Source organism: Rhodococcus phenolicus, assembly GCF_001646785.1.
In the GTDB taxonomy this organism is placed as follows: domain Bacteria; phylum Actinomycetota; class Actinomycetes; order Mycobacteriales; family Mycobacteriaceae; genus Rhodococcus; species Rhodococcus phenolicus.
The window spans coordinates 90,738-109,443 of record NZ_LRRH01000051.1 but is presented as its reverse complement, the minus strand read 5'-3'; the positions used below and the strand labels follow the sequence as shown (position 1 = coordinate 109,443).

Here is an 18,706-nt window from a genome sequence, read left to right as displayed (position 1 = left end):
GCTTGGGGCCGGGGGTCGGGGCTGCCGACGAGCCTTCGCTCGTGGCCTTGCCGAAGGATTCACGCAGGCGACGTGCGACGGGCGCTTCGACCGTCGACGACGCGGATTTCACGAACTCGCCGAGCTCCTTGAGCCTCTCGAGTACGACCTTGCTTGTGACATCGAGTTCTTTCGCCAACTCGTGCACGCGGGGCTTGCCTGCCACTGCTCTCCTCACTGATGAGGTCGAGCGGCTGGTTGCCCGCACGACCTCGGGTTATCTCCGATGGACGTTCATCGCTGGTGCTTCACGGTGTGCTCATGAGTGTTCGTGCCTGTTCTTCTCAGAGTTCGATGTCACTGCGTTGGTGTCCCTGCCGTCGATCTCACTGCGGTGCTACGCCGAGTGATGCTCCGTCGCCGGACCCGACCAGCTGAACAAGCGCCGCCGCGTCCGGATTCCCGGGCACCCTCAGCGCTCTGCCGAATGCTCGACGCCGCTCCGCCTGACTCAGACACTCCGGATCGGGATGCAACCACGCTCCCCGCCCGGTGAGCCTGCGTTCGGGATCGGGCACCAGAACGAAGCGTTTCGGCTCCACTTCCCGTGCCACGATCCTCAGCAGATCGGCAGTCAGCGATCGCTGCCGACACCCGAGGCAGGTACGTACCGGACCGGTGCGCGCGCCACGTGACGACGACGGCTCATGCTGAACCATCGACCACTCTACCGCCGATTCGCCCGGAAGCCCGCATTCCACCCCTACCTGCCTGTCGAAGCGGCACCCGAGTGATCATCGTCACCCGCCGCGGCATCGCTCCGGATGTCGATCCGCCATCCGGTCAGGCGGGCGGCCAGGCGGGCGTTCTGGCCTTCCTTGCCGATCGCGAGGGACAACTGGAAGTCGGGGACGACCACGCGCGCGGCCCGGGCCTCCGGGTCGACGACGGTGACCGATACCACCTTCGACGGCGACAGGGCGTTACCGACGAACCGTGCCGGATCCTCGTCGAAGTCGATGATGTCGATCTTCTCCTCGCCGAGCTCACGCATCACGTTGCGCACACGCTGACCCATGGGACCGATGCATGCCCCCTTCGCATTGAGCCCGTGCACCTGCGAGTACACCGCGATCTTCGACCGGTGCCCGGCTTCGCGGGCCACCGCGACGATCTCGACCGATCCGTCGGCGATCTCCGGGACCTCGAGCGCGAACAGCCGGCGAACCAGGTTCGGGTGGGTCCGCGACAGGGTGATCTGCGGCCCGCGCTGTCCCCGCGCCACTCCCACCACGTAGCACTTGATGCGGTCACCGTGCTCGTAGGTCTCCCCCGGTACCTGTTCGGCGGGCGGGATCAGACCCTCGGCGCCGTTGTCGCCACCGATTCGCACGACGACCATGCCGCGGGCGTTGGCGCGGGTGTCGCGCTGGACGACGCCGCCGACGATCTCCCCTTCGTGCGTGACGAACTCACCGAAGCGCTGCTCATGCTCGGCGTCACGGATGCGCTGCATGATGACCTGCCGGGCTGTCGTCGCGGCGATCCGGCCGAAGTCGGCCGGGGTGTCGTCCCATTCGGAGACGAGGTTGCCGTCGGCGTCGAACTCTTCGGCCATCACACGCACGACACCGGTCTTGCGGTCCAGATCGATCCGGGCGTGCTGCTGGTGACCGTCCACGTGCCGGTAGGCGGTGAGCAGAGCCGTCGAGATCGTCTCGATCAGCGCATCGAACGGAATGTTCTTCTCGGATTCGAGCGCCTTCAGCGCCGTGATGTCGATATTCACTTGTCCACCTTCGTCTCGTTCACGTCGTCTTCGTCTTCACTGCCGTCGTCGTCCACCCCGACCGCGTTCTCGTCGATCTCGCCCGCGCGCACCCGGCCGTCGGGCAGGCCGCCGGCGAGCTCCAGCTCCCGCGGGTTGGGCGGGTTGAACTCCACCTCGACCGTCGCCGCCCGTACCTGGGACAGCGGGATCGCCCGCACGATCGGACCGTTGCGGTCCGGAACCACGATGCGGATCTCGTCACCGACGAGTTCACCGATGCGGCCGACGAGCGACTCGGTACCCAGGTCCACGCGAACCTTCCGCCCCTGGGCGCGCCGCCAGTGCCGATCCTGTGTGAGAGGCCGCCCGATGCCGGGGCTGGTCACCTCGAGCATGTACGGCGACTCACCGAAATCGGACACCGCGTCGAACGCCTCCGACACGAGATGGCTCAGGCGGGCGGCTTCGTCGAGGCCGAGACCTGCGTCGCTGTCGACCATGAGCCGCACGGTGCTGTGCTTGCCGGCCGCCGTGACCACGACGTCCTCGAGGTCGTAACCCTCACGCTCGATCAGATCCGAGACGAGCTCGACAATCCTCTCCGGGGGCGGCACAGGCATGGCGACAAGCTCCTCGTTCAGTTGTGGTCGCAGCGGTAGGCGGGCCGGTACGGGGATCGATCCGGCAGGTATCAAGGGTATCGCGCATTTCGGTGTGCCGTGACCAGGGCGGCGTCCGGATCGATTCGCCGCGACTGGCACGATGGTCCGGTGTCCATGCCACCACACCCGTCACCCGTGTCCCGACGAACACTGCTGCGCTGGTCCGGCGCCGCGCTGGGCAGCGCGGGCCTGCTGACCGTCGCCGGATGCGGCACACCGTCCGACGAGACGGACGAGCCCGATCCGCTGATCGCACAGGCCGAGCGGGCACGCACGGACGCCGCTCTCGCCGGCGCCCTCGTCGCCGTGGCGCCCGACCGGGCCGAAGCGCTCGCGACGATCGGCGCCGAACGCACGACACACGCCGAGGCGCTCGACGCCGAGGTCGCGCGACTGGTGGGCGCCACACCCACGTCCCCGACGACTCCCCCGACCGCGGCCCTGCCGGCCGAGGCTCCGACCGTGGAACTGCTGCGCGAGCGGCTGACCCGGTCCCAGCGCGACGCCGCGAATCTGGCTCGCACCCTGCGCGGTTACCGCGCGGGCCTGCTGGCGTCCGTCAGCGCGGCGTGCGCGACCGAGACGGCGGTGCTGCTGCCGTGAGTTCCCCCGGGCTCGGACCCGAGCAGCAAGCACTCGTCGACGCACTGAACGCCGAACACGCCGCCGTGTTCGGCTACGGTCTCGTCGCCGCGTTCTCCAACCCGGCGCGCGGGGACGAGGTGTCCGCCGACACTGCCGCGCACCGGGCGCGCCGCGACGCCACGATCGACGCGTTGACCGCGGCGAATGTCACCCCGCCCGTCGCCGCGGCCGGATACACGGTGCCGTTCCCGGTGACCGACCCGGTCAGCGCCGCGCAACTCGCCGTGCAGATCGAGACGGACGTCGCGGTCGCGTGGCGGTCGGTCGTCGAACGGGCGACCACCGAACCCACCCGCGGCACGGCCGTCGACGCGCTGACCGAATCGGCCCTGCGCGGCGCGCGGTGGCGGGTGAACCTGGGCGTCGCACCTCCCACCGTGGCCCTGCCCGGACAGCCCTGAAGATCCCGTCCTCCGGAATTCCGTACCGCAAAACCGAAACGTGTTCTACCGTCGTGGGGGTGCCGACGACAGGACCCGAACCGACCGTTCCCCCGACCACCGATCGACGTCCCGAGGTCCGGCAGTGAGCCGGGTCGCGCTGGTCACCGGCGCATCGCGCGGGGTCGGCAAGGGCATCGCCCGGATCCTCGGAGACTCCGGATGGACCGTGTACGTGACCGGACGAGGGCCCGCGACCGGTGACGCTCCCCTGGCGACGACCGCCTGCGAGATCACCGAGCGCGGCGGTCGCGGGCACGCGGTCGCGTGCGACCACCGCGACGACGAGGCAATCGACGCCGTGTTCGCGCAGATCGCCGACGAGCAGGACGGCCGGCTCGACCTGCTGGTCAACAACGTGTGGGCGGGTCCGCGCGGCTTCGGCGGTTTCGACACCCCGTTCTGGGAGCGACCGCTCGACGACTGGGACAGCCTGATCGGGCTCGGGCTGCGCGCGCACTACGTCGCGTCGGTCGCCGCGGCCCGCCTGATGGTGCCGCGACGCACCGGCCTGATCGTGAACATCTCGTCGTTCGGCACCCGCGGCCACCTGCATTCGGTGCTGTACGGGATATCCAAGGCCGGCCTCGACAAGATGGCCTCCGACATGGCTGCCGATCTGCGCGACCACGACGTGCACACGGTGTCGCTGTGGCCGGGCATCGTGCGCACCGAGAAGATCGTCGCGAGCGGAATGACCCACATCGCCGGATTCCCGGTCGCGGATGCCGAGTCGCCCGAGTTCATCGGTGCCGTGGTCGCGGCGCTGACCGACGACCCGGAACTCGCCGAGCGCAGCGGGCACACGTTCGTCACCGCCGAACTCGCCCGCGACTACGACCTCACCGACGACGGGCACCGTCCGCCCTCGCACCGCAGCGTGTTCGGTGGCGGCCCCCTGTTCTGACGCCCCGCCCTTCTCCGAGCGAACGGTACAGCCGATCGGTCAGCGGAGACGAACCGGTGCATTCGCTCGGGTTCGGCCGATCCGAACGGGAGCGCTACCCGGTCACGAGGGCGAGCGCGAAACCGTCCCAGCCCTTGCTGCCGACGGTCTGCAGGGCGGTGCCGTCCAGTCGCGGCTCGGACGCGATGAGCTCGAGCACCTCGCGGCTCGCACGTATCCGCTCGTCGTCGAGTCCCGCATCCGAGACGGCTCCGCCGCGCACCACGTTGTCGACGACGACGACCGTCCCGGGCCGCGACAGCTCGAGCGCCGCGCGCACGTAGCGCGGGTTGTTCTCCTTGTCGGCGTCGATGAACACCAGGTCGAACGGCGCCTCGGAGCCGAGGTGCGGCAGCGAGTCCAGTGCGGCACCGACCCGGATGTCGACGATGTCGCCGACGCCGGCACGGTCGAGGTTGGCACGCGCGACCTCGGCGTGGTGCGGTTCGTATTCGAGCGTGATCACGCGACCCGACGAGCCGACGGCGCGGGCGAACCAGATGGTGCTGTAGCCGCCGAGGGTGCCGATCTCGAGGATCTTGCGGGCACCGACCGCGCGGGCGAGCAGGTGCAGGAACTTGCCCTGCGGGGCGGAGACGTCGATCGGCGGCAGCCCCTGCTCGCTGTTCGCAGCCAGGGCGCTGTCGAGCGCGTCGTCCCCCCCGATGAGGATGTCGGTGAGATAGTCGTCGGTCGTCTGCCACGTTGGATCGCTGTTCATGACCCGAGTCTGCCGTGCCTGCGCCGAGCGAATGTACCGTTCGTCTCCTTCAACCGAGCGAACGATACATTCGCTCGGTTGAAGGAGACGGTTGAAGGAGCGGGATCTGCCGTACCGCGCCCGGATCAGCCGCGGACGGCGGCGAGGATCTCGTCGAGCGCCGAGGCGACCGCGACCTCGCGGGATTCACCGGTGAAGCGGTCGCGCAGTTCGACGTTGCCCTCGGACCAGCCGCGTCCGACGACGACGACCAGCGGCACACCGATCAGTTCGGAGTCCTTGAACTTCACGCCCGGCGACGCCTTGCGGTCGTCGAGGAGCACCTCGACGCCCGCCTTGTCGAGGTCCGCGGCCAGTCCTTCGGCGCCCTCACGGGCGGCGTCGTCCTTGTTCGCGATGACCAGGTGCACCCCGAACGGCGCGACCTCGGCGGGCCAGCGCAGGCCCTTGTCGTCGTGCTGCTGTTCGGCGATCACCGCGACGAGGCGCGAGACGCCGACGCCGTACGACCCCATGGTGGGACGTACCGGCTTGCCGTTCTCCCCGAGCACGTCGACGGCGAACGCGTCGGTGTACTTGCGGCCGAGCTGGAAGACGTGACCGATCTCGATGCCGCGTGCCGAGACGAGCGCGCCGGCGCCGTCGGGCGACGGGTCGCCGTCGCGGACCTCGGCGGCCTCGATGGTGCCGTCCGGGGTGAAGTCGCGGCCGGCCACCAGCCCGAACACGTGCTTGCCGGTTTCGTCGGCACCGGTGATCCAGCTCGTGCCGTCCACCACGCGCGGGTCGACGAGATAGCGAACTCCGTTGTCCAGCAATGCCTTCGGACCGATGTACCCCTTGACGAGGAACGGGTTGGCGGCGAAGTCGGCGTCGCCGAGCAACTCGACCTCGGCGGGTTCGAGCGACGCCTCCAGTCGCTTGTCGTCGACCTCCCGGTCGCCCGGGATGCCGATGCCGAGCAGCTCCCACTCACCACCGGGCTGCCGGACCTTGACGAGGATGTTCTTGAGGGTCTCCGCGCCCGCGACCTCCCGTCCGAGGATCTCCGAGGCGACGGCGACGAGCGATTCGATGGTCGGGGTGTCCGGGGTGTCGTGTACGACCGCATCGGGCAGGCCGTCGAACGGAATCGGCTCGGGAGCGAGGGTCTCGACCGCCTCGACGTTCGCGGCATATCCCGATTCGAGGCAACGCACGTAGGTGTCCTCGCCGGCGTCGGACTCGGCGAGGAACTCCTCGGATGCGCTGCCGCCCATCGCGCCGGAGGTCGCGGAGACGATCACGTACTTGACGCCGAGCCGCGCGAAGATCCGTTCGTACGCGTCGCGGTGCGCCCGGTACGACGAAGCCAGGCCCTCGTCGGTGAGGTCGAAGCTGTAGGAGTCCTTCATGATGAACTCGCGGCCGCGCAGGATGCCGGCGCGGGGCCGTTCCTCGTCTCGGTACTTCGCCTGGATTTGATACAGGGTGACCGGGAAGTCCTTGTAGGAGTTGTATTCACCCTTGACGGTGAGCGCGAACATCTCCTCGTGGGTGGGGCCGAGCAGGTAGTCGCCGCCCTTGCGGTCCTGCAGCCGGAACAGCGAGTCGCCGTACTCGGTCCACCGGTTGGTGGTCTCGTAGGGGTCGCGCGGGAGCAGTGCGGGCAGGGAGATCTCCTGCGCGCCGATGCCGTTCATCTCCTCGCGGACGACCCGCTCGACCTGCCGCAGCACCTTCAGTCCCAACGGCAGCCACGAGTAGACGCCCGGCGCGATGCGCCGCACGTAGCCCGCTCGGACGAGCAGTTTGTGGCTGGCGACCTCGGCGTCGGCCGGGTCGTCGCGGAGCGTGCGGAGGAACAGGTGCGACATGCGGGTGATCACGGAAAGGCAGCCTACCTCCAGGCCCTCGTCCGCCCTCGGTACGGTATGCGGTTGTGCTGGTGCTTCTGCCTCCCTCCGAAACCAAGTCCGACGGCGGCAACGGCGCGCCCCTCGATCTGGGCGAGCTGTCGATGCCGCAGCTGACCGACACGCGCGAGATGCTCGTGCAGGCTCTGGTGGACCTGGCGGCCGACACCGACGCGTCGATGCGTGCCCTCGGGCTCGGTGCCACGCAGGCCGACGAGATCGAACGCAACGCCAAGTTGTGGGTGTCGGCGACGCGGCCCGCGCTCGAGCGATACACGGGGGTGCTGTTCGACGCGCTGGACGCGAAGTCGTTCACCCGGGCGCAGCGGGAGAAGGCGTACCGGCGGATCGGGATGGGCTCGGCGTTGTTCGGGGCGATCCGCGCGGGCGATCCGATCCCCGCCTACCGCCTGTCGGGCGGTTCGAAGCTGCCCGGGTTCACCACGCTGTCGTCCCTGTGGAAGCCGGAACTGACCGCCGCGCTGACGACCGAAGCCGCGGGCGATCTCGTCGTCGACCTGCGATCGGGGATCTACCAGCAGCTCGGGCCGGTGCCCGGCGCGGTGACGGCGACCGTGCTCACCGAGCAGCCGGACGGCACCCGCAAGGTCGTCAGTCACTTCAACAAGCACCACAAGGGTCTGCTGGCTCGGGCACTGGTGGTCACCCGCGCGGAACCGGCCGACGTCGAGGCGGTGGCGCGGGTCGCGGCGAAGGCGGGCCTTCGGGTCGAGGTCGCGTCCCGCACCGAACTGATCGTGCTGACCTGAGGGCAACTGCGACAACGACATCCGGCACCGGCACGGAGCCGGTGGAGTTTCCCGGCGATGGCCCGGGTGCTGCCGTATAGTTCTGAACCCTACAGCCGACGCGGGAGCGCCCATGGGGAAGAAGTCCAAGGGAAGCAAGGCAGCAGGGCACGAGGCAGCAGGGCACGAGGCAGCGGGGGGCGGAACCGGTGCGCACACCGGTGAGCTCCATCCCCCGCCGATCGGCGTCGATCTCGATCTGCCGCCGATGAAGAACAAGGAATACCGCAAGCTCCTCAAACCGCTCCACGCCGAACTCGTGGCGATGCAGGAGTGGGTCAAGGCCACGGGCGCGAAGGTCTGCATCCTGTTCGAGGGCCGTGACACCGCCGGGAAAGGCGGTGTCATCAAGGCGATCACGGAACGGGTGAGTCCGCGCGTCTTCCGCGTCGTGGCGCTGCCCGCCCCGACCGATCGCGAGAAGTCGCAGATGTACTTCCAGCGGTACATGCCGCACCTGCCCGCAGCCGGTGAGGTCGTCATCTTCGACCGGAGCTGGTACAACCGCGCGGGCGTCGAACCCGTCCTGGGATTCTGCACCCAGGAGCAGACCGATCAGTTCCTGCAGCTCGTCCCGGCGGTGGAACGCGCGATCCAGCAGTCCGGGATCATCCTGATCAAGTACTGGCTCGAGGTGAGCCAGGAACAGCAGACGCTGCGGCTGCAGAGCCGCATCAACGATCCGCGCAAGACCTGGAAACTGTCCCCGATGGACCTCGAGTCCTACAGCCGCTGGTACGACTACTCGCGAGCACGCGACGAGATGTTCCGGCTCACGCACACCGGATGGTCGCCCTGGCACGTCGCGCTCAACGACGACAAGAAGCGCGGGCGGCTCAACATCATCACCCACCTGCTGAACCGGGTGCCATACGAGCCGCTGGAACTCCCCGAGATCACGCTGCCCGAACGACAGAAACCGGACGGGTATCGCGATCCCGGTCTCGTCGTGGACTGGATTCCCACCCCCTTCTGACCATCACGCCCACCGGCGCGAGGAGGTACCAGAGCATGCTCGGTCAACGATCCGCGTCGCGCGACACGCCCGCGGCAGACGTCCCGCCGGCCGGCGCTCCTCCCGACGCACAGCCGTGGCACGCCATGGAACCCGGTGCCGTGACCGCGTCGCTGTCCACCGACGACCGGTCCGGGCTGAGCAGCGCCGCCGTCGAGGAGCGTCGTGCCCGCTACGGACCCAACATCATCGCGTCCGAACCCGCACCGTCGCTGTGGGCGATCACGCTGCTGCAGCTCACCGACCCGATGAACGTGATGCTGGTGGCGGTCGTCGTGGTCGGCATCGTCATCGGCCAGATTCCGGTCGCTCTCACCGTCGCCGCACTGGTGGTGCTCAACGTGGTGCTGGGTACCAGGCAGGAGCTGAAAGCGCGGGCGAGCGTGGACGCGCTCGCGAAGATGCAGGTCCCGCAGGCCCGTGTGGTGCGCGACGGCACCCTCACCGAGATCCCCTCGACCGATCTCGTCCCGGGCGACATCGTCGATCTCGAGGCGGGCGACCTGGTGCCCGCAGACGGCCGGATCCTCACCTCCGCCACCCTGGAAACCCAGGAGGCGGCGTTGACCGGTGAGAGCGCCCCCGTCGCGAAGGACGTGGCGACGCTCGGCTCCGCCGATGTGACTCTCGGCGACCGCAGCAACATCCTGTTCCAGAACACGTCGGTCACCCGCGGCACCGCGACGATGGTGGTGACCGAAACGGGAATGCAGACGCAGATGGGCCGGATCGCGTCCATGCTGTCGGCGGTGGCGCCCAAGAAGTCCCCGCTGCAACGCGAACTGGGCTCGCTGACGAAGGTGCTGGGCATCGTCGCCTGGGGAGCGGTCGCGGTGATCGTCGTCATCGGGTTGCTGCGCGGCCAGAGTGCCACCACGGTCCTGCTGCTGGGCATCTCGATGGCGATCTCGGCGATCCCGACGGGCCTGCCGACGTTCGTGCAGTCCATGCTGTCGTACGGGGCCAAACAGCTCGCCGACGCCAAGGCGATCGTCAAGAACCTCAACGACGTCGAGACGCTCGGCGCGACCAGTGCGATCAATTCCGACAAGACCGGCACCCTGACCATGAACCAGATGACGGCGCGGTCGCTGTACTTCCATGGTCGCTGGTTCACCGTCGAGGGCGAGGGCTACGCGAAGACCGGAGCGTTGCGCCACGTCGCGGGGGCGGAGACACCCGACTTCACACGGCTGGCGTACGGATTGTGCCTGGACAGCGACGCCACCGTCTCCGATGCGGGTGTCGTGGTCGGCGATCCGACGGAGGCGGCGCTGGTGGTGCTGGCCGCGAAGATCGGGGTCGACGCCGAGGAGACCCGGCGCGCCTATCCACGTGTGGCCCAGGTCCCGTTCGATTCGGCGTACAAGTTCATGGCGACCTTCCACCATCTGCCGTTGGACGGCCGCGACACGTTCGTCGAACTGGTCAAGGGCGGACCGGACGTGGTGCTGGCCCGCTGTGGGACGGCGTTCACCGAGGACGGGCAGGTACCGATGGATTCGGTGCGCGACCAGATCCTCGCGGCCAACCGGAGCATGTCCGAGAAGGGGCTGCGGGTACTGGCGTTCGCCGCGCGCCTCCTCGACGGCCGGGAGGCCGAGGTCACCGCCGATCCGATGTCGTTCGTCCAGGACCTGACGTTCGTCGGCATGGTGGGCATCATCGATCCGCTGCGGCCCGAGGCCGTCGAGGCCGTGCGCACCGCGCACGCGGCGGGCATCGACGTGCGCATGATCACCGGGGACCATGCCATCACCGCGTCCGCGATCGGCGCCGAACTCGGCCTCGGGCCGGGCGCGATCAGCGGACCGGAGATTCAGGCACTGTCCGACGACGAGCTGGCCGCGGCGCTGCCGAATCTGCACGTCTTCGGCCGGGTCACCCCGCAGGACAAGCTGCGCCTGGCCGAGCTCATGCAGCGCGACGGCGCGATCGTCGCGATGACCGGCGACGCCGTCAACGACGCGGCGGCACTCAAGCAGGCCGACGTGGGTGTGGCGATGGGATCCGGCAGCGAAGTCACCAAGCAGGCCGGGAACATGATCCTGACCGACGACAACTTCGGGACCCTGGTCACCGCGATCAGCCTGGGCCGCAGCATCTACGACAAGATCGTCGCGTTCATCCGCTGCCAGATGGCCAAACTGTTCTCGTTGATCCTGCTGTTCCTCGTCGCGAGCGTGTTCGACATCAACGACGGTGTCGCCCTCACCCCGCTGATGGTGCTGTTCCAGAACTTCTTCGTCACCATGTTCCCGGTCATCGTGATCATGCACGACCCGTCGCCGCCGCACCTGATGAGCAAGCCGCCGCGGGACCCGGCCGTGCCGATCACCAATCCGCTTGCCTTGTGGCAGTGGGTCTTCTACGGTGCCGTCGAGTTCGCGGTCACCCTGGCCGCGCTGTTCCTCGCGCCCGGCGAGATGAGTTCGACCGTCGCGAACGTGCCGATGACGATGGCGTTCGTGGTCATGTCCCTCGGGTCGATCCTCGGCGGGCTGGTGATGCGGCGCGATCCGGAGACGGGCTTCGCACCGCCGATCCTGGGCGCGGTGAAGATCCTCGCGATCCCCACGATCATCACCGTGCTCGCCGTCGAACTCGACTTCCTGCAGAAGCTGCTGATGACCACCTCGCTGACCGGGGGTCAGTGGCTCGCGTGCATCGGCCTGTCGGTGATCGTGCCGGTCGTGATCGAGATCGAGAAGGCGATCCGGCGACGCCGCGCGGCGGGTACGCGGACACCCCTCGCGGCCTCCGCCGCGGTCGAGCCGGAACGAGCCCACGCGGTGTGACCGGTGGGACGGCCCCGGACTCAGACGTTCTGGGCGGCCTTCTCTGCCTCCTGCGCCTGCGCGACCTGCTGCGGGGTGAACCGGATGAACAACGCCGCGACACCGGTGATCACCGCGCACACCGCGCAACCGACGAGCGCGAACATGTAACCGTCCCCCTGCGCGGCGAGCTGCGCGGCGGTCATGTCGGCGACCGCACCGGAGGTGCCGCCGTTCGCCATGGTCCGGGAGGTCGCCATCGCGCCGATCACCGCCAGGCCGATGGGACCGCCGAGGGTCTGAGCGACCTGGGCGATCGCCGACAGGGGGCCGATCTCGTGGGTCCCGACCCCGGCAATCGCGCACAACGGGAGCGGCACGGATGCCAGACCCACCCCGAAACCGACGATCAGCACCAGCACGAACAGGGTCGGCAGGTACTGCACCGTCGCGTCCATCGTCGACCCGAACAACAGGCTCACGCTCATGATCACCGCGCCCGCGACCACCAGCCAGCGCGCCTGCACGCGGACCACGAGCTTCGACGCGACCGCCGCCGCGCCGCCGAGACCGAACGCGAACGGCACGAACGCCAGACCTGCCTGCAGCGGGGTGTAGCCGAGGATGTCCTGGACGAACAGCGCCACGAACGCGGCCAGCGAGAACATCACGGCGCCGGCGAAGAAGATCGAGACGAACGTGGCGACCCGGGAGCTGTCGCGGAACAACACGAACGGCAGCAGTGGATTCTCGGCGCGCCGCTCCACGAGCAGGAACAGCCCGAGGACGACGACACCTCCGACGAGCGCGCCGATCACGGCCGGGCTCGCCCAGCCCATCTCGGGTCCTTCGCTCAGACCGAACACCACACCCGTGCAGCCGAGGGTCGCGAGGACCGCGCCGGGCACGTCGAGCGCGAGCCGTTCGGTTGCGGTCTCCCGCAGCACGAGGGACGCGGCCACGACGATGAGGACCCCGATGGGGACGTTGATGAGGAAGATCCAGCGCCAGGACACCTGGGTGAGCGCTCCCCCGAGAATCAGCCCGGCGATCGAACCGACACCGGTCATCGCCGCGAACACCGCGATCGCACGGTTGCGGGCGGGACCGGGCGCGAACGTGGTCGCGACGAGAGCCAACGCGGTCGGCGAGGCGATCGCGGCGCCGACACCCTGCAACGCGCGGGCGGCGATGAGCATGAACTCACCGCTCGCGAGACCACACAGCAGCGACGCAGCGGTGAACACGCCGACACCCACGACGAACATGCGTTTGCGGCCGAAACTGTCGCCCAAGCGGCCGCCGAGCAGCATCAGTCCGCCGAACGCGAGCGCGTACGAGGTGAGCACCCAGTTGCGGCCGGCGTCGGACAGTCCCAGCTCTGCCTGCAGCGGGGCCAGTGCCAGGTTCGCGACGGTGCCGTCGAGCACGACCATCAGCTGCAGGCCGCTCAGGACCAGCATGGCCAGGCCCAGTGCCCCGGCCGTCGCGGAGCGGGTGGGCTTCGAGGAGTCCGACACCCCGTCGACGTTACCCAGCATCCGGCTCACCCGGCATCCGCCGTGAGGCCCGCGACCGGGCCGATCACGATGATCGCGGGTGGCCGGATCTGCTCCTCGCGCACGCGGGCCGCGACGGTCTGCAGGTCGGCGCGCAGCACCCGCTGGGTGCGCCGCGTGCCTTCCTGTACGACGACGACCGGGGTGTCCGCGGGACGTCCGCCGGCGAGCAGGGCGTCGGCGAACTGCTGGATCCGCTCGACCGCCATGAGCAGCACGAGGGTTCCGCGCAGCCGCGCCAGCGCCGGCCAGTCCGTCAGGGAGTCCGGGTGATCGGGGGCGACGTGCCCGCTGACCACCACGAATTCGTGGGTGACGCCGCGATGGGTGACGGGGACGTCGGCCGCCGACGGCACCGAGATCGCACTGGTGATGCCCGGGACGACGGTGACCGGCACCCCGGCGGCGGCACACGCCTGCAGTTCTTCGAAGCCGCGGCCGAACACGTACGGATCGCCGCCCTTGAGCCGCACGACGAACTTGCCGGCCTTCGCCCGGTCGACGAGCGTGTCGTTGATGGCCTGCTGCGCCATCGCCCGCCCGTACGGCAGCTTCGACGCGTCGATGACCTCGACGTGCGGGCCGAGTTCGTCGAGCAGCTCCTGCGGCGCGAGGTGGTCGGCGACGACGACATCGGCGCGGCCGAGCAGCCGGCGACCGCGCACGGTGATCAGGTCCGGATCGCCCGGGCCGCCACCGACGAGCGCCACGCCGACCGGAGCCGGCGCGGTGTCGGCGATCGCGGCGCCCCCGGCGAGAGCCTCCCGGATCGAGGTGCGGACGGCGGCAGAGCGACGGTGGTCGCCGCCGGCGAGGACACCGATGGACAGGCCGTCGTAGGCCGCAGTGGCGGGGGTGACGGCGCTGCCGTGACGGGCGTTGTCGGCGCGGACGCAGAAGATTCGGCTGCGGTCGGCTTCGGCAACGACCGCCGCGTTCGTGTCGGGTTCGTTCGTGCAGGCCAGCGCATACCAGGCACCGTCGAGGTCCCCGTCGCGGTAGTCGCGAAGTTCCAGGGTGATGTGGCCGGCGGCGGCCATGCTCTCGACCGCGGGCGTCGCGACCCGGGCGACGACGTGCACCACGGCCCCGGAGGCCACGAGCAGACCGAGGCGTCGCTGGGCGACGGAACCGCCGCCCACCACGACCACCCGGCGACCGGACAGATTCAGGCCGACGAGGTAGCTGGTCTCGTCCGCAGGCATGGATGGCACCGGGGTTCCCCACTTCTGGTTGGCGACGTGTCACAGGCCGGACCGCGCCGTGCGGACCGGCCTGTGACAGGTGTCGGGTCGTGTCGGTCGGATCAGACCGATGCGGGCTCGATCGGGGCGGTCGTCTCCGCCACGGAGGTGACGTCGAGCTGCAACGACTTGGTGCTCCAGTGCCACACCTTGTCGAACAGCGCCTGATCGTCGGACAGTTTCGTCCCGAGGGACGGCACCATTTCGCGCAGCTTGCCCTGCCAACCGGTCCACTGCTGCGGGAAGCAGCGTTCGAGGACGTCGAGCATGGCGGGCACGGCGGTGGAGGCACCCGGGGACGCACCGAGCAGACCGGCGATGGAACCGTCCTCCGCACTGACCACGGCGGTGCCGAATTCGAGCACGCCGCCGGCGCCCTTGCGGCGGATGACCTGGACGCGCTGACCGGCGACGATCAGCTCCCAGTCCTCGAGCTTCGCCTGCGGCGCGAACTCGGCCAGGGTGCCGATGCGGTCGCGCGGCGACTGGGTGAGCTCGCCGACGAGGTACTTGACGAGGCCGAGTTCGGTCGCGCCGACACCGAGCATCGACATGATGTTGTTCGGCTTGATCGACTTGGGCAGGTCCATGACGCCACCCTGCTTGAGGAACTTCGGCGACCAGCCGGCGTAGGGACCGAACAGCAGACCCTGCTTGCCGCCGATGACGCGGGTGTCCAGGTGCGGCACCGACATCGGCGGCGCGCCGACGGCGGCCTTGCCGTACACCTTGGCGCTGTGCTGGGCGATGACGTCCGGGTTGGTGCAGCGCAGGAACGCGCCCGAGACGGGGAAGCCGCCGAAGCCTTTGGCCTCCTTGATGCCCGACTTCTGCAGCAGGTGCAGTGCACCGCCACCGGCGCCGACGAAGACGAACTTCGCGTGAACCTTGCGGGACTCCCGCGTGCGGGTGTTGCGGACCTTGACGATCCAGCTGCCGTCGGACTGCTTCGACAGGTTGGTCACCTCGTGACCGAAGAACACGGTGCCACCGGAGGCGGCGACGTTGTTGATGAGCTGCTTGGTGAGCGCACCGAAGTCGACGTCCGTGCCGGTCGAGGTCCAGTTGACGGCGACCGGGTCGGAGAAGTCACGACCCTTCGCCATCAGAGGCAGACGCTCGGAGAACAGCTCGGGGCTCTCGGAGTACTCCATGCCCGCGAACAGCGGGTGGCCGGCCAGCGCGTCGTACCGGGCGCGCAGGTACTTCACGTCGTCGGCGCCGTGCACGAAGCTGACGTGCGGAATCGGGTTGATGAAGTTCTTGGGATCGGACAGGATCCCGTTGTCGACGGCGTAGGACCAGAACTGGCGCGAGACCTGGAACTGCTCGTTGACGTTGATCGCCTTGGTGATGTCGACGGTGCCGTCGGTCTTGGCCGGGGTGTAGTTCAGCTCGCACAGCGCGGAGTGACCGGTTCCGGCGTTGTTCCAGGGATCGCTGCTCTCCGCCGCGGCGGCGTCGAGCCGCTCGAAAGCGGTGATCGACCAGTCGGGCTGCAACTGACGCAGCAGCGCGCCGAGGGTGGCGCTCATGATGCCTGCACCGATGAGCACTACATCGGTCTTCGCCTCTAACACGTTGTCTGCCACTGGAGGATCGACTTCCTTGTCTGTTCGCACGCACCGCCGGATCCTCGAGGACCGGGGCTCGTGGGTGTCCCGTGCACGTCCGTGGTCCCGCTCCACTTCCGATCGGCTCACGAACGGATCTGGGAACCACCACAGCCGCGCCGACTGCGACGAACAGGTTACCCGCACGTCGCTCGGCGTTTCCTTCCCCCCAATTGTGCCCCCGCCACGATCCGGCTTGAACACCAATACAGTGTGATGGTGACTACTTGGCAGCCCGACATCCTCGGTGACGGCTATCAGCAGCTCGTTCTCCCGCTCGGCACCGATCCGGACGGGGAAGGCGAGATCAGCGCGACCCTGGTCCGCTACCAGCCTGCCGACGGGGATGCCCCGCGCCGTGCGGTGCTCTACGTGCACGGGTTCACCGACTACTTCTTCCAGCAGCATCTCGCCGAGCACTTCGCGGAGCAGGGCTACCGCTTCTTCGCCCTGGACCTGCGCAAGTGCGGACGATCCCGCGCCGACGGCCACACGGCGCACTTCGTCACCGACCTGTCGTACTACGACACCGAGCTCGACGAGGCCCTGCGGATCGTCCGCGCCGAGACGGGCGGGGACGTGCTGCTGGTCGCGCATTCGACGGGTGGCCTCGTGCTGCCGCTGTGGCTCGACCGTCTGAACAGGCGGCCCGGTGGCACAGCGGGCGCCGGGATCAGCGGCGTCGTTCTCAACAGTCCCTGGTTCGACCTGCAGGGACCGTCCTATCTGCGCAACGTGGGCACGGTCGCGATCGACGTCCTCGGACGTCTCCGGCCCAAGGACGTCGTTCCGGCCCAGAAGCTCGACACGTACGGGGTGAGCCTGCGTACGGGCGGCTGGAGCTACAACCTCGACTGGAAACCGCTGGCCGGTTTTCCTCTCACGTTCGGGTGGCTGCGGGCGGTGCGGTGCGGGCACGCACAGTTGCATCGCGGACTCGACATCGGGGTGCCCTCCCTGATCCTGCGGTCCACGGCGAGCCGATCCGCTCCGAAGTACGACCCGGCGATCGACACCGTCGATGCCGTCCTCGATGTGCGGCAGATCGCCCGGTGGGCGGGGTGCCTGGGCGACCGCACCACGATCGTCCCGATCGACGGGGCCCGTCACGACGTCTTCCTGTCCACTCCCGGACCGCTCGCCGTGGCGTTCCGGGAATTGGACCGGTGGCTGGACGGGTTGGACAACCACGACAGCAGCCGCCACGACAGCAGCGTGCACACACGAACCGCAGGAGACCCCGCGTGACCCACTACGACCTCGCGATCATCGGCTCCGGATCGGGCAATTCGATCCTCGACGAGCGCTACGACGGCAAGAAGGTGGCGATCCTCGAAGAGGGCACCTTCGGCGGCACCTGCCTCAACGTCGGATGCATTCCGACGAAGATGTACGTGTACGCGGCCGAGGTCGCGCACACCGTCCGTACCGCCGCGAAGTACGGCATCGACGCGAGTGTCGACGGTGTGCGCTGGAACGACATCGTCGACCGGGTGTTCGGGCGGATCGACCCGATCTCGGCCGGCGGCGAACGGTACCGGCGCGAGGACTGCGCCAACGTCACGGTGTTCGACGGGCACGCGCGGTTCGTCGGCGAGCGCACTCTCGACACCGGCACGGGCGAGACGATCACCGCCGACCAGATCGTGGTGGCCGCCGGATCCCGGCCGATCGTGCCGCAGGAGGTTCGCGACAGCGGCGTGAAGTACCACACCAACGACGACGTGATGCGGCTGCCGAAGCTGCCCGAATCGCTGGTGATCCTCGGATCCGGATTCATCGCGATGGAGTTCGCGCACGTGTTCTCCGCGCTGGGTGTGCGGGTGTCGATCCTGGCGCGCAGCAGCCGGCTACTACGTCACCTCGACACGGACGTCTCCGAGCGGTTCACGCGCATCGCGCAGGCGAAGTGGGACGTGCACCTGTCGAATCCGGCGAAGGAGTTCCGCCCGGTCGGTGACGGTGTCGAGGTCGTGCTCTCCGACGGCACGGTCGTCGCGGGTGACGCGCTGCTGGTCGCGGTCGGACGGCAACCGAACGGGAACGAGCTCGACGCGGCGGCCGGCGGGCTGGAGCTGGACGAGCAGGGGCGCGTCGTCGTCGACGAGTTCCAGCGCACCACCGCACGAGGGGTGTTCGCGCTCGGTGACGTGTCGTCGCCGTATCAGCTCAAGCACGTCGCGAATCACGAGATGCGGGTCGTGCAGCACAACCTGCTGCAGGACGCCTGGTCCGGGGACACCGCGGCGTTGCGCCGCACCGACCACCGCTTCGTGCCGGCAGCGGTGTTCACCGATCCGCAGATCGCGGATGTCGGGCTCACCGAGGAACAGGCCCGCGCGCAGGGATACGACATCTCCGTGAAGATCCAGAACTACGGGGATGTCGCGTACGGCTGGGCAATGGAGGACACCGAGGGCATCTGCAAGCTGATCGCCGACCGGTCGACGGGTCTGCTGCTCGGCGCGCACGTGATGGGTGCGCAGGCGTCGACGGTGATCCAGCCGCTGATCCAGGCGATGAGTTTCGGACTGACCGCCCACGAGATGGCGACCGGGCAGTACTGGATCCATCCGGGGTTGCCTGAGGTCGTGGAGAACGCGCTGCTGGGATTGTGACCGGCCGCCCGG

Annotated in this window: 17 protein-coding genes; 8 read left to right on the top strand and 9 right to left on the bottom strand. The window is 68.9% G+C overall.

The features are described 5' to 3' along the window. From A8G15_RS14820 to rimP, 4 genes are all read right to left on the bottom strand, one after another. Positions 1-205 (bottom strand): translation initiation factor IF-2 N-terminal domain-containing protein (locus tag A8G15_RS14820; protein ID WP_156665405.1); only part of this gene is annotated, 205 nt, incomplete at its 3' end. A gap of 160 nt (positions 206-365) precedes the next feature. Next, positions 366-698 (bottom strand): YlxR family protein, encoded by a 333-nt coding sequence (locus tag A8G15_RS29925; RefSeq protein ID WP_082899915.1) that lies wholly within the window; start codon positions 696-698, stop codon positions 366-368. A gap of 44 nt (positions 699-742) precedes the next feature. After that, positions 743-1,768, bottom strand: coding sequence for a transcription termination factor NusA (nusA, locus tag A8G15_RS14815; protein WP_068160726.1), 1,026 nt, complete (start codon positions 1,766-1,768; stop codon positions 743-745). Next, positions 1,765-2,370, bottom strand: coding sequence for a ribosome maturation factor RimP (rimP, locus tag A8G15_RS14810; protein WP_068160725.1), 606 nt, complete (start codon positions 2,368-2,370; stop codon positions 1,765-1,767). Before rimP ends, nusA begins: the two co-directional genes overlap by 4 nt. A 156-nt stretch (positions 2,371-2,526) precedes the next feature. Here rimP and A8G15_RS14805 point away from each other — a divergent pair, with 156 nt between their 5' ends. From A8G15_RS14805 to A8G15_RS14795, 3 genes are all read left to right on the top strand, one after another. Further along, on the top strand, positions 2,527-3,015 hold the full coding sequence (locus tag A8G15_RS14805) for a conserved transmembrane alanine RICH protein (RefSeq protein ID WP_068160722.1): 489 nt from the start codon (positions 2,527-2,529) through the stop codon (positions 3,013-3,015). Next, positions 3,012-3,458, top strand: coding sequence for a ferritin-like domain-containing protein (locus A8G15_RS14800; RefSeq protein WP_068160719.1), 447 nt, complete (start codon positions 3,012-3,014; stop codon positions 3,456-3,458). Before A8G15_RS14805 ends, A8G15_RS14800 begins: the two co-directional genes overlap by 4 nt. A gap of 124 nt (positions 3,459-3,582) precedes the next feature. Then, positions 3,583-4,404, top strand: a complete 822-nt coding sequence (locus tag A8G15_RS14795; protein WP_068160717.1) for an SDR family NAD(P)-dependent oxidoreductase — start codon at positions 3,583-3,585, stop codon at positions 4,402-4,404. A gap of 94 nt (positions 4,405-4,498) precedes the next feature. Here A8G15_RS14795 and A8G15_RS14790 read toward each other — a convergent pair whose 3' ends face one another. Next, on the bottom strand, positions 4,499-5,164 hold the full coding sequence (locus A8G15_RS14790; RefSeq protein ID WP_068160715.1) for an O-methyltransferase: 666 nt from the start codon (positions 5,162-5,164) through the stop codon (positions 4,499-4,501). A gap of 125 nt (positions 5,165-5,289) precedes the next feature. Beyond that, on the bottom strand, positions 5,290-7,032 hold the full coding sequence (locus A8G15_RS14785) for a proline--tRNA ligase (protein WP_068160712.1): 1,743 nt from the start codon (positions 7,030-7,032) through the stop codon (positions 5,290-5,292). A 53-nt stretch (positions 7,033-7,085) separates the two neighbouring features. On the opposite strand from A8G15_RS14785, the gene yaaA reads away from it, so the two are divergent. The 3 genes from yaaA (at position 7,086) to A8G15_RS14770 (ending at position 11,681) form a co-directional block, all read left to right on the top strand. Further along, positions 7,086-7,829 carry a peroxide stress protein YaaA gene (gene yaaA, locus A8G15_RS14780; protein WP_068160711.1) on the top strand — a complete coding sequence of 248 codons (744 nt, stop codon included), beginning with the start codon at positions 7,086-7,088 and terminating at the stop codon, positions 7,827-7,829. Between the two features lie 112 nt (positions 7,830-7,941). Next, positions 7,942-8,844 (top strand): polyphosphate kinase 2, encoded by a 903-nt coding sequence (ppk2, locus tag A8G15_RS14775; RefSeq protein WP_082899911.1) that lies wholly within the window; start codon positions 7,942-7,944, stop codon positions 8,842-8,844. 125 nt (positions 8,845-8,969) lie between these two features. Continuing rightward, a complete protein-coding gene (locus tag A8G15_RS14770) occupies positions 8,970-11,681 on the top strand; it encodes a cation-translocating P-type ATPase (protein WP_068160757.1) in 2,712 nt (903 codons plus the stop codon). A 20-nt stretch (positions 11,682-11,701) separates the two neighbouring features. Here A8G15_RS14770 and A8G15_RS14765 read toward each other — a convergent pair whose 3' ends face one another. The 3 genes from A8G15_RS14765 to mqo form a co-directional block, all read right to left on the bottom strand. Next, the gene (locus tag A8G15_RS14765) at positions 11,702-13,123 is read right to left on the bottom strand and encodes an MFS transporter (protein ID WP_245687851.1); all 1,422 of its coding nucleotides are present in this window, start codon (positions 13,121-13,123) and stop codon (positions 11,702-11,704) included. Positions 13,124-13,206: 83 nt separating this feature from the next. Next, complete coding sequence (gene cobA / locus A8G15_RS14760) at positions 13,207-14,424, bottom strand: uroporphyrinogen-III C-methyltransferase (protein WP_068160708.1); 1,218 nt, start codon at positions 14,422-14,424, stop codon at positions 13,207-13,209. Between the two features lie 101 nt (positions 14,425-14,525). Beyond that, positions 14,526-16,055 carry a malate dehydrogenase (quinone) gene (gene mqo, locus A8G15_RS14755; protein ID WP_082899909.1) on the bottom strand — a complete coding sequence of 510 codons (1,530 nt, stop codon included), beginning with the start codon at positions 16,053-16,055 and terminating at the stop codon, positions 14,526-14,528. A gap of 240 nt (positions 16,056-16,295) precedes the next feature. Between mqo and A8G15_RS14750 the strand changes: the two genes are divergently transcribed. Continuing rightward, positions 16,296-17,324, top strand: coding sequence for an alpha/beta hydrolase (locus tag A8G15_RS14750; protein ID WP_068160753.1), 1,029 nt, complete (start codon positions 16,296-16,298; stop codon positions 17,322-17,324). After that, positions 17,321-18,694, top strand: a complete 1,374-nt coding sequence (gene mtr / locus A8G15_RS14745; RefSeq protein WP_068160702.1) for a mycothione reductase — start codon at positions 17,321-17,323, stop codon at positions 18,692-18,694. The genes A8G15_RS14750 and mtr overlap by 4 nt, the downstream gene beginning before the upstream one ends. Positions 18,695-18,706 lie beyond the last annotated feature (12 nt).

Coding starts and splice junctions, on each gene's coding strand:
- A8G15_RS29925 (WP_082899915.1), bottom strand. CDS start 698: ATGGTTCAGCATGAGCCGTCGTCGTCACGTGGCGCGCGCACCGGTCCG.
- rimP (WP_068160725.1), bottom strand. CDS start 2,370: ATGCCTGTGCCGCCCCCGGAGAGGATTGTCGAGCTCGTCTCGGATCTG.
- A8G15_RS14805 (WP_068160722.1), top strand. CDS start 2,527: ATGCCACCACACCCGTCACCCGTGTCCCGACGAACACTGCTGCGCTGG.
- A8G15_RS14790 (WP_068160715.1), bottom strand. CDS start 5,164: ATGAACAGCGATCCAACGTGGCAGACGACCGACGACTATCTCACCGAC.
- ppk2 (WP_082899911.1), top strand. CDS start 7,942: ATGGGGAAGAAGTCCAAGGGAAGCAAGGCAGCAGGGCACGAGGCAGCA.
- A8G15_RS14770 (WP_068160757.1), top strand. CDS start 8,970: ATGGAACCCGGTGCCGTGACCGCGTCGCTGTCCACCGACGACCGGTCC.
- A8G15_RS14765 (WP_245687851.1), bottom strand. CDS start 13,123: ATGCTGGTCCTGAGCGGCCTGCAGCTGATGGTCGTGCTCGACGGCACC.
- cobA (WP_068160708.1), bottom strand. CDS start 14,424: ATGCCTGCGGACGAGACCAGCTACCTCGTCGGCCTGAATCTGTCCGGT.